Source organism: Amycolatopsis echigonensis, from assembly GCF_014174495.1.
GTDB classification, from domain to species: domain Bacteria; phylum Actinomycetota; class Actinomycetes; order Mycobacteriales; family Pseudonocardiaceae; genus Amycolatopsis; species Amycolatopsis echigonensis.
Genome location: NZ_JACJHR010000150.1, coordinates 1 through 10218 on the forward strand (window position 1 = coordinate 1; position 10218 = coordinate 10218).

8 protein-coding genes are annotated in these 10218 nt (G+C 71.1%); 1 reads left to right on the forward strand and 7 read right to left on the reverse strand.

The window, feature by feature from the left end; genetic code table 11:
• The 6 genes from H5411_RS44585 to dacB all read right to left on the reverse strand — a co-directional run.
• On the reverse strand, nucleotides 1-1322 hold a 1322-nt coding region (locus H5411_RS44585; RefSeq protein WP_183127768.1), incomplete at its 3' end, for a hypothetical protein.
• 23 nt (nucleotides 1323-1345) lie between these two features.
• On the reverse strand, nucleotides 1346-1714 hold the full coding sequence (locus tag H5411_RS44590) for a hypothetical protein (protein ID WP_101437152.1): 369 nt from the start codon (nucleotides 1712-1714) through the stop codon (nucleotides 1346-1348).
• A gap of 159 nt (nucleotides 1715-1873) precedes the next feature.
• Complete coding sequence (gene hpt, locus H5411_RS44595) at nucleotides 1874-2428, reverse strand: hypoxanthine phosphoribosyltransferase (RefSeq protein WP_101437151.1); 555 nt, start codon at nucleotides 2426-2428, stop codon at nucleotides 1874-1876.
• A 3-nt stretch (nucleotides 2429-2431) separates the two neighbouring features.
• Nucleotides 2432-3403, reverse strand: a complete 972-nt coding sequence (gene tilS / locus H5411_RS44600) for a tRNA lysidine(34) synthetase TilS (protein ID WP_183127776.1) — start codon at nucleotides 3401-3403, stop codon at nucleotides 2432-2434.
• Complete coding sequence (locus H5411_RS44605; protein ID WP_183127779.1) at nucleotides 3400-4416, reverse strand: zinc-dependent metalloprotease; 1017 nt, start codon at nucleotides 4414-4416, stop codon at nucleotides 3400-3402. Before H5411_RS44605 ends, tilS begins: the two co-directional genes overlap by 4 nt.
• A 120-nt stretch (nucleotides 4417-4536) precedes the next feature.
• Entirely contained in the window at nucleotides 4537-7626 is a 3090-nt protein-coding gene (gene dacB, locus H5411_RS48220) for a D-alanyl-D-alanine carboxypeptidase/D-alanyl-D-alanine endopeptidase (protein WP_312878750.1), read from the reverse strand.
• Nucleotides 7627-7798: 172 nt separating this feature from the next.
• On the opposite strand from dacB, the gene H5411_RS44615 reads away from it, so the two are divergent.
• The gene (locus H5411_RS44615) at nucleotides 7799-8317 is read left to right on the forward strand and encodes an inorganic diphosphatase (RefSeq protein ID WP_101437148.1); all 519 of its coding nucleotides are present in this window, start codon (nucleotides 7799-7801) and stop codon (nucleotides 8315-8317) included.
• Between the two features lie 56 nt (nucleotides 8318-8373).
• On the opposite strand, the gene H5411_RS44620 is transcribed toward H5411_RS44615, so the two are convergent.
• The gene (locus tag H5411_RS44620) at nucleotides 8374-10023 is read right to left on the reverse strand and encodes an MDR family MFS transporter (protein WP_183127777.1); all 1650 of its coding nucleotides are present in this window, start codon (nucleotides 10021-10023) and stop codon (nucleotides 8374-8376) included.
• Between the last annotated feature and the right edge of the window lie 195 nt (nucleotides 10024-10218).

The window sequence follows — 10218 nt, forward strand, 5'->3', positions numbered from 1 at the left end:
CCCGCGCCGTGCGCGCCCGCTCCGCCCATGCCGCCGCCCATCGGGTTCATGCCGCCCTGCGGCTGGCCGATGGTGCCGCTCGCCGGGACGACGCCCTGCTGCTGCGGAGCCGCCGACGCGGCGCTCTGCCCGCTCTGGTGCTCGGACGCCGCGGAGGTCTTGCCTTCCTCCTCCTTGCGCGAACCGCTGCGGTTGCCCTCGCCGAGCTTGCCGCCGGCGAATCCGGCCCCCGCGCCGATGGCGCCGAGGCCGAGCGCGGCGCCGAGCCCGCTGCCGCCCGAGCTCGCGGGTGCGGCCGGAGCGACCGGGGCCGCGCCGACGCCGGAACCCGCGCCCACGCCGACACCCGCGCCCGCGCCCGCGCCCGCGCCGAGCGCGCCACCGCCGCCTTCGAAGCCAGAGGTCCCGTACTTGCCCGAGTCGGCCGAGACGTGCGCCGGGGCGCCGTGCCCGGCGACCCCAGTACCGCCGAAGGCACCGTGCGCGCCGACCGTGCCGAAGCTGGCCGGCGAACTGAGCGCGCCGGGAGCGTCGGTGTGGCCGATGTTGTTGACGTTGTTGAACGAGTTGCCGTTGAAGTGCGTCGCGGTCGGCTTCATGCCGAGCGAGTCCGGGCCGAAGCTCGGGGTGGAGCTGTCGACCTCGCTCATCGCCTGCGTGTAGGCGTTGAAGAACGCGACCTGCTGCGCCTTGACGTCGTTCGCGGCGTCCGCCTGCGCCTTCTGGTCCGCGGCCAGCGCGGCCGGACCGCCCGCGAGCGCGGCCGTCATGGCCTGCTTCGGGTCGTAGTCGCGCGGGGCGGGCATCTTCTTGACCTCGGCGGCCGCGGCGGCCTGGCGGGCGAGCCGGTCGGCCATCGTGTGCGCGGCGTCGGACGCCTGCGTGCCGGAGTTGGCGATCGCCACGAGCGCGCCCTGCGCGCCCGCCGCGCCCTGACCGACCCAGACGTTGCCCAGTTCGGTGATCGCGTTGTACAGGTCGTCGGACGCCTGCTTCAGCTCGGTGCCGTGCTTGGCCCAGTGCTGCCCCGTGGACTCGGCCGTGCCCGGGTCGTTGTCCGTGGTCGCGCCGAGGTAGAGCTGGTGGCTTTCCTGCGCCTGCCAGTTCGGCGGGTTGGCGATGGCGCGGTCGCCGCCGATCTCGAAGCCGCCGGAGCTGCTGCGCGCCGACGCGACGATGTCGTCGGCCGTCGAGTTCGAGCCCATCGCGACGGCCGAACCGGGCGCGGGAACCGACGACGAGGTGCCGTAGCCGGAAGTGTTGTAGCCCGATCCGTCCGGGACGGAGCCGCCCGGGGCCGAGGTGTTCGTGTTCGGTGCCATGACTGCGTGATCCCCCTAGGACGTCAGGCCTTGTTGCGGAACGGGTCGCCGGCGGACTGGTCGAACTCGTGGTAGCGGGCCATCGCCGCGACGATGCCTTCCTCCGCCGCCTGGTACTGGCTGAGCAGGTTCTGCAGCGCGGACGAGTAGGAGTCGCCGCCGCCGTCGGCGCGCTGCACGAACTTCGTCGCCATCGCCTTGCCGACCGGGTTCGCGCCGAGCTTCGGCGGCTGCGCGAGCGTGCCGGCGCTGTTCAGGAGAGCTTCGACCGCGTCCCGTCCGGTCCGGATCTTCTTCAGCACGGTCTGCGCGGCATCCGGGTCGATTCCGACCTGGCCGTTGACGGCGGCGTTCTTGAACGCCGCGGCGTCCGCCGAGCTGTTGTTGCCCATCTGCCTCTCTCCGTTCCCCCGCGCGAGGACCAGCCCGTCGGCTGGTGTCACTCGTCCGCATGGCAATAGGTCTTCGCATAGGTTAACGCACCTGGTCGAGCCCTATGACGCGATTTCGCGCATCCGGGTTCCGCCCCGAGGGGTTTCTCGCGAACCGGGCTAACCGGACGTGTAGACGTGCGGATCGAGCGTGCCGATGTAGGGCAGGTCGCGGTAGCGCTCGGCGTAGTCGAGGCCGTAGCCGACGACGAATTCGTTGGGGATGTCGAAGCCGATGTACTTGACCGGCACCTCGACCTTCACGGCTTCCGGCTTGCGCAGCAGCGAGACGACCTCGAGCGAGGCCGGGTTCCGGCTCGCCAGGTTCTTCAGCAGCCAGGACAGGGTGAGCCCGGAGTCGACGATGTCCTCGACGATGATCACGTCGCGCCCGGCGATGTCGCGGTCGAGGTCCTTCAGGATCCGCACCACCCCCGACGACGAGGTCGAAGACCCGTAGGACGACACGGCCATGAACTCCAGCTGCGTCGGCACCGGAAGCGCCCGCGCGAAGTCGGTCATGAACATGACGGCGCCCTTGAGGACGCCGACCAGGAGGAGGTCGCCCTGGCCGTTTTCCGGGTGGTCCGCGGCGATTTTCGCCGCCAGCTCCGCGATCTTGTCCTTGATCTGCTGCTCGGTGATGAGCACGGAGGCGATCTCGCCCTCGTACACGCGTCATTCCCCTCGGGTGGTGGGTTCGGGTCCGGCAAGCGAGAGCCTGCCACGCCGCCGTCGAGCCTCCAAGTTGCCCGGCAGCCACACCCCGCCCTGGCCCCGCCACCGGGCCACGAGCGCGTCGACCGAACGCAGGTGCGCGTCGGTCAGCTCGCGAACCCCGGAGTTCAGCAGCCACCTGCGGAGAACCCGTCTGCGCAGCGCAGCGGGCTCGGCCGCGAGCACGGCTACGTCGAGGTCGTCTTCGCGGGCCGCGCGCTCGTGTACGCGCGCGGCGAGTGTGTCCAACGCCTCGGTGTCTTCGCGCAGCTGTGCGGCCGTACGGGCTAAAGCTGGAGCGACTCCACCTGACAGCACGTCCTCCAGGAGCGGCAGTGCTTCCGTACGCAGCCGTACGCGGGTGAAGCGGGGATCGGCGTTGTGCGGGTCTTGCCACGGCTCCAGGCCAAGTTGTGCGCACGCCGCAACGGTTTGCGCGCGGGTGATGCCAAGCAGCGGACGGCCCCACGGCGGATCGTGCGGACGCATGCCGGCCAGCGACCGCGGTCCGGAGCCACGGCCTAGACCGAGCAGCACTGTCTCGGCTTGGTCATCTTGAGTGTGACCGAGCAGTACGAGCCCTTCGCCGTTCGGCAACGCTTCGCGCAGCGCGTGGTACCTCGCGGCACGCGCCGCTGCTTCAGGACCGCCTTTGCCTACGACATGCACGGCGTGCACTTCGACGACGTCGATGCCGAGGCCCTTCACGGCCGTCGCTGCTTCGGCGGCAACGACGGCTGAATCGGCCTGAAGACCGTGATCCACCACGAGAGCCCGCGTACGGACGTCTCGGTGCCGAAGGACGTACGCCGTCGCTTCGGCAAGCGCTAGAGAGTCCGCGCCACCCGACACCGCGACACACACTTCGCCAGGAACAGCGACTGTCGCAAGGAAATCGCGGACCGCTGTCCGGACCGCGGCGAGCGCGCTCACCCGTGCAGGCGCCGCACCCAGGCCGCGGGGTCGGCGATCTCAGCGCGGGTCGGCAAGGTGTTCGGCGAGCGCCAAACCTTGTTGAACCCGTCCATCCCGACCGCGTCGACCACGTGCCGCGTGAACTTCGCGCCTTCGTCGTACTGGCGGATCTTCGCGTCGAGGCCGAGCACCGCGCGCAGCAGCCGATCGAAAATCCCGCCGCCCTGGCGACGTGCGGTGAACCGCGCCCGGATCTGTTCGACGCTGGGCACGACCTGCGGGCCGACCGCGTCCATCACGTAATCGGCGTGGCCTTCCAGCAGCGTGGACAACGCCAGCAGCCGATCGAAAACCGAGCGTTGCTTCGGCGACTGCAGCAATTCCGCGATGCCACCGCCCTTGCCGCGGTTGCGCAGCGCGTCGGGCAGCCTGCCGAGCAGCTCGGCCAGGCCGTCGGCGGAGCTCTCCGCGAGCCCGGACACCAGCCGTTCGACCTCGTCGGCGAAGTAGTCGCGCAGCCACGGCACCGCGGTGAACTGCAGCCGGTGCGTGCATTCGTGCAGGCAGACCCACAGCCGGAAATCGTGCGCGGGCACCTTCATCGCGCGTTCGGCGGCCACTACGTTCGGCGCGACGAGCAGCAGCTCGCCCTTGTTCTCGGGCCCGCCGAACGGGTCGTACTGGCCGAGCACGCGGGACGCCAGGAAGGCGAGCAGCAACCCGGTCTGCACGCCCGCGCCGGACGCCAGGATCGGGCCGAGCGGACCGCCCTGCGCCGCGGGCAGCGCACGACCGGTGAGCTCGCCGAGACCGGACGCCGCGGACCGGACCCAGCCGGGCCGGTCGACCACGGTGCCGGGCAGCAGCGGCAGGTCCTGGCCGAGGCCGGTCAGCTCGCGGACGTGCCCCTCCGCCTCGGCGGTCAGCTCCCGCAGGTCGACCACCGCGCGGTCGGCTTCGCCGCGGGCGACCTGCGGGCCGCCGCGCACCAGCAGCGCGCCGGTGGCGGCTGCCCGGTCCCAGTCGACCATGGGCCGCCGTCGGGTCTCGGTTTCCTGGCTCACCCCTCCGACGCTACCTGCCGGTCCGCGATTGTGGGCAGCTCAGCCGAGCGGGTTCAGCGAGTCGGCTCAGTGCCGCTTGCCTGCCGGTTACTTGCAGCCGCAGCCTCGCAGGGCCGTCGCCAGCACGTCGAGCGCCGCCTGCCCGGCGTTCTTCTCCGAACCGTTGGACATGAACGCGAAGGCGAGTACGCGGTTGTCGCTGTCGAGCACATACCCCGCGAGGGTGTTGACGCCGGTGAGCGTGCCGGTCTTGGCCCGCACCCAGCCCCTGCCGCCTTGGGTTTCGGGCGAGTGGTACCGGCCGTGCAGGGTGCCTTCCGGGCTGCCCGCGACCGGCAGGCCGGCCAGCAGCGGACGCAGCTTCGGCGTGTTCGGGTCCTTGCCGTCCGGACCGGCCGCCGCGGCGAGCACCTGGGCCAGCAGCCTGGCTGGCACCTTGTTCTGATTGGACAGTCCGCTCGTGTCGAACAGCTGAAGGCCGTTGACGTCGAAACCGTGGTCCGCCAACACCTTCTTCACCGCAGCGGCGGCACCGGCGAACGACGCTTCCCCGCCGGTGGCCATGGCGACCTGGCGGCCGAGCGAGTCGGCGAGCACGTTGTCGGAGATCTGCAGCAGCGCGTACGCGAGGTCCGGCAGCGGCGCCGACTGGACCTCGCCGAGCACCTTCGCGCCTTCGGGCGCCTTGGCGGGCCCGCCGGGGGCCGCGCCGAGCTTGTCCGCGACGAGCTGAGTGAGCGCGGTCCCCGGATTGGCCGAGCGCATGGTCTCGTCGACCTTCGGGTTGCCGCGGCCGCCGTCGGTCATGGCCGGGACGATCGGGGCGCCGTACAGCGACGGCGCGTCACTCGGTTCCCAGCCCGGCGCGGTGTTCGGACCGCTGAAGGCGCTCGCGTCGAGCTGGACCTTCGTGACGGTGCCGACGGCCTTCTTGACCTGGTTGACCAGGTCGTCGACGTGCGCCGCGCCCGGGTAGAGCGGCGAATCGGTACCGACCGGCAACGCGGTCAGCGACGGGTCGCCGCCGCCGACGATGACGACCGTGCCGGGCTGCGCGCCCTGGACGATCTTGGTCGGGATCCGCTTCGTCGGCTCCATCGCGAGCAGCGCCGCGGAGACGGTGAGGATCTTCGTGGTCGACGCCGGGGTCAGCGGGGTGTTCGACGCGTGGTCCCACAGCACGGTGCCGCTGGCCGGGTCGATGACGCTGCCGCTGAGCTGCGAGAGCGCTGGCGCACCGGCGGGACCGGAAAGCTTCGCGGCGACGCCGTTCGCGGACGGCCCCTGCCCGGAGGTGTCCGGGCCGTGCAGCGCGAGGCTGGCGTCGGCGGGGTCGGGCGCACTGCCCTTCGGCGCGTTCGGCGCCCACGGCAATCCGAGCCGGTTGGAGATGGCCGGCACGGCCGACGCACCACCCGCGGCGGCCAGCAGAAGCAGCACGACGAGCGCCAGGATCAGCGCCTTCCGGCGAGGTTTCTTCCCCTCCGGACGAGGCGCGTCGCCCGCGGGCGGGGTCGGCCCGGCACCGGCAGGCGGCTCCGGGGGCGACTGCTCCGCGGCGGCGCGCGGCGAAATCTGCTCCGGACCTGGACGCTCCGCGAAGCCGTCCGCGGGCCGGGGAAATCCGATGGTCGCTTCGGACGGCCCCTCCTGCGCCTCGGGTGCGCTGGAGAAACCCTCTGCCGGGCGCGGAATCCCGACGGTCGCCTCCGCCGGGAACTGGCTACCGGTGGGGTCGATCCGCATCGGCCGCACCGACCCGCCCGCGGGCGGGATAGTGCCGGGCGCCGGTTCGGGCAGAGCGGGACGGACCGGGATTTCGATCTGCTGCGACCACGGCTCGGCTCCGGAATCGGCCGGACCGGCTTCGTTCCGGTTCGCCTGCGACTCGTTCCCTTGCCGACCGGGCTGGCCCGCGGTGGAGTTGCCGGAACCAGCCCGGTTTTCCTGCGCTTCGTTCCCGGGACGGCCCGGCTGAGCTTGATTCGCACCGCCAGAACCAGGCCAGCTCTCCCCCGAACGCCCCGGCTGGCCCTGATCAGAACTGCCAGAGCCAGCCCGGTTCTCCTGGCCTTCATTCCCGGGACGGCCCGGCTGACCCGGGCCGAGACGCGCGACGGCGGATCCAGCGACCGGGCCGGATTCGCCCCGGAAGCCGGTCCAGTTCGTCTGCGACTCCTCCCCGGCGCGGCCCTGGGCCTGGCCGGATGACGCCGGGCGGGCGGCACCGGACTCGCCTCGGAACTCCTGCGCCCCGTCGCCAGCACGACCCGGCTGCGCCGAGCCAGCTCCACCGGCCTGGTCCTGGCCAGGCGAGCCAGCAGCGTCCGCCTCGCCGGGACCAGTGTCGTTCCGGAAGGCGGTCCAGCCCTCCTTGGGCGGCTCCTGCCCCTGCTCGTCACGCGCGACGATCGGCCGGAACGCCGCCCAGCCCTGGTTGTTTTCGCCCGTTCCCGGCGTTTCGTCCCGGAACGCGGCGAACTGCTGCCCGGCAGGCTCGGCGGGCTGGCCGGACTGGAACGGGTTCCACCCCTGCCCCTCGCCCGAAGCCCCGGAACCGGACTCGGCTCCGCCGGGCTCGAACAGCGAGTTCCCCGGCTTCCGCGCGGCCTGCCACGCGGGCGAGGACTCCTGCTGCCCGGCCTGACCAGGCGAAACGTTCGGCTGCGCCCGGACTGTCCGCTCCGCGGAACCCTCCTGCTGCCGGGACGGCGCCGGGGAAGTCTTCTCCCCGGAATCCTTGGCGACCGTCGACGACTGCACGGTCTCCTCAGCGTCCGGACCGCCCGCGTTGTCGCCCGGCCGCGGCACTCCGGCCGCGAACCGCGTCGGTCCCTCCACCGGCACCCACGGCGCCTGCGGCTTCGGTTCCTCGGGCCGCGCGGAAGTCCCGGCCGTCGAAGCACCGCTCATCCGGTCCGCGAGGTTCGACCGCGGCGGTTCCGGCGGCGAGACGGGAGCGTCCGAGGGCGCGTTCAGCCCGGGGATCTCCTCCGGCGGGACGTTCGGCCGGAACCACGATCCGGGCCCGTCGCCCGGTGTGACGTTCGGCACGGAAAGCTGCGCGGTGGCTCCCGCGTCGCGCTTGGGCAGGGGAAGGCGGGAGGTCGCCCGGTCCGCCTGCGACGAGGTGTCCTCGTCGCCCGTGGGCCACCTCGGCTGGTCGTTTTCCGGCACCCACCACTCCTTCTCACCCGCCCCCGGAGGGGCCAAGGTCACATGCCGTCTGGCCGACATCGGCGCGACCGGCCGATGGGGCGTAGTCCACACTAGTGACGTCAACGAGGTCATGAGGGTGCCGCCCACGAGCGTGTGGGACACCGAGATTCGAGAAGCAGCGAGGACGGCCGTGGAATTCGACGTCACGATCGAAATCCCCAAGGGGGAGCGCAACAAGTACGAGGTCGATCACAAGACCGGTCGGATCAAGCTCGACCGGACCCTGTTCACCGCGACCCAGTACCCGGCCGACTACGGCTTCATCGACGACACGCTCGGCCAGGACGGCGACCCGCTCGACGTGCTCGTGCTCGTCCAGGAGCCGACGTTTCCCGGCTGCCTGATCCGCTGCCGGGCGATCGGCATGTTCCGGATGACCGACGAGAAGGGCCCGGACGACAAGGTCCTCGCCGTCCCGACGAACGACCCGCGTCTCGAGCACCTGCGGGACATCCACCACCTGAACGAGTTCCACAAGCTCGAGATCCAGCACTTCTTCGAGGTCTACAAGGACCTCGAGCCGGGCAAGAGCGTCGAGGGCTCCTCGTGGGTGGGCCGCAGCGAGGCTGAGGCTGAGATCAACCGGTCGCTCGAGCGCGAGAAGGACCGCCTCGCCAAGGAAGAGATCAACGGCGAAGCGCACCACTGAGCCACGCGAAAAAGGGCCGTCCACCGGAGAAGGTGGACGGCCCTTTCTCTGTTCGGTCAGCCCGCGAGGGCCAGTTCGCCCGCTTCCTGCTCGGCGCGCTGCTCCATCGCCGACTTGTCCGAAAGCGGCTTCTCCCGCAGCAGCCAGACCAGCGCGAACCCGACGGTCAGCACCGCGCCGCCGATCAGGAACACCGTGCTCATCGAGCTGGAGAACCCTTCCAGGATCGGGCGGGCGAGCACCGGGTCGAGGTGCGCCAGGAACGAGGTGTCGTTCACGTCGAGCCCGCCGCCGGCCAGCTGCCGCGCGAACTCCGGGTGCTGCGCCAGCGCCGCGGTGTAGGCCGGGGAGGCCATCGCCGAGCGGACCGCCGCCGCGATCCGGTCGCCGACCGTGCTGAACAGGATCGACAGGAACACCGCGGTGCCCGCCGTGCCGCCGATCTGCCGGAAGAACGTGACCGACGAGGTCGCGACGCCGATGTCGCGGGGCGTGACGTCGTTCGTGGCGGCCAGGGTCAGCGCCTGCATGGTCGAGCCGAGGCCCAGTCCGAGCACGAACGCGATGGCCATCACCACGCCGAGCGCGGTGTCCACCCCGATCAGCGAGAACGAGAACACCGCCGCGGCCATCAGGCCGAGTCCGGCGACCGCGAAGCCCTTGTACCGGCCGGTCCGGGTGATGATCCGGCCGCTGCCGAGGCTCGCGACCATGATCCCGAGGGTCAGCGGCAGCATCTGCAGCCCGGCCTGGGTCGGCGTCGCGCCCTTGACGATCTGCAGGTACAGCGGCAGCGACATCATCGCGCCGAACATCCCGATGCCCTGGATCACGGTGACCGCCGTCGACACCCGGAACACCCCGCTGCGGAACAGCCGAAGCGGCAGCAGGGCAGCGTCGCCCATGCGGCGTTCCTGCAGGATGAACAGGGCCACGCCGAGCGCGCCGATCAGGTACATCGCCAGCGACGCGGGCGAACCCCATCCCCATTCGCGGCCCTGCTCGGCGACGAGCAGCAGCGGCACGAGGCCCAGCGCCAGCGCGCCTGCACCGAGGAAGTCGACCTTCTGGTCCACGCGGGTGTGCGGGAGGTTCAGCACCTTGCTCACGACGACCAGCGCGGCGAGCGCGATCGGGACGTTCACCATGAACACCCAGCGCCAGCCGGTCAGGCCGGCGAACGAGTCGAGTCCGGCGAAGAACCCGCCGACGACCGGGCCGGCGACGCTCGAAACGCCGAACACGGCCATGAAGTAACCCTGGTAGCGGCTGCGTTCCCGCGGTGAGGTGATGTCGGTGATGATCGCCAGCGCGAGCGACATCAGACCGCCGGCACCGAGTCCCTGGAACGCGCGGAACGCGGCCAGTTCGTACATCGATCCGGCCATCGCGCTCGCCAGCGAGCCCGCGAGGAACAGCGAGATCGCGGTCAGGTACATCGGCTTGCGGCCGAAGAGGTCGGACAGCTTGCCGTACAGCGGCGTGGAAAGCGTCGCGGTGATCAGGTAGGCGGTGGTGGCCCAGGCCTGCAGGCTCTGTCCGTGCAGTTCGTCGGCGATGGTCTTCATCGCCGAGGACACGATGGTCTGGTCGAGGGCCGCCAGGAACATGCCGAGCATCAGTCCGGACAGAACCGTGAGGATCTGCCGGTGTGAAAGCCGTCCGTTCGTGGTGGCGCCCCCTTCCGCAGTGGCGGTGTCGCTCATGGTGGTCTCCCTCAGTGCCGGGTTACTTGCTTGTATCCCTCAACTACTTGCCTCCCACAACTGTTCCCGAAAAGCTTGCATTCATCAACCAAATATCCTGTGACGCTAATCTCTCGCCCAGCGATGTCGAGAACGCGAGACCGGCTCCGTCCCTGGCGCGAACGTGGCCGACAAGGGGTCGCCACCAGCACTGAG

Excerpts from the sequence above, each read along its gene's own strand:
- H5411_RS44590 (WP_101437152.1), bottom strand. The coding sequence starts at position 1,714 with ATGGGCAACAACAGCTCGGCGGACGCCGCGGCGTTCAAGAACGCCGCC.
- H5411_RS44605 (WP_183127779.1), bottom strand. The coding sequence starts at position 4,416 with ATGGTCGACTGGGACCGGGCAGCCGCCACCGGCGCGCTGCTGGTGCGC.
- H5411_RS44620 (WP_183127777.1), bottom strand. The coding sequence starts at position 10,023 with ATGAGCGACACCGCCACTGCGGAAGGGGGCGCCACCACGAACGGACGG.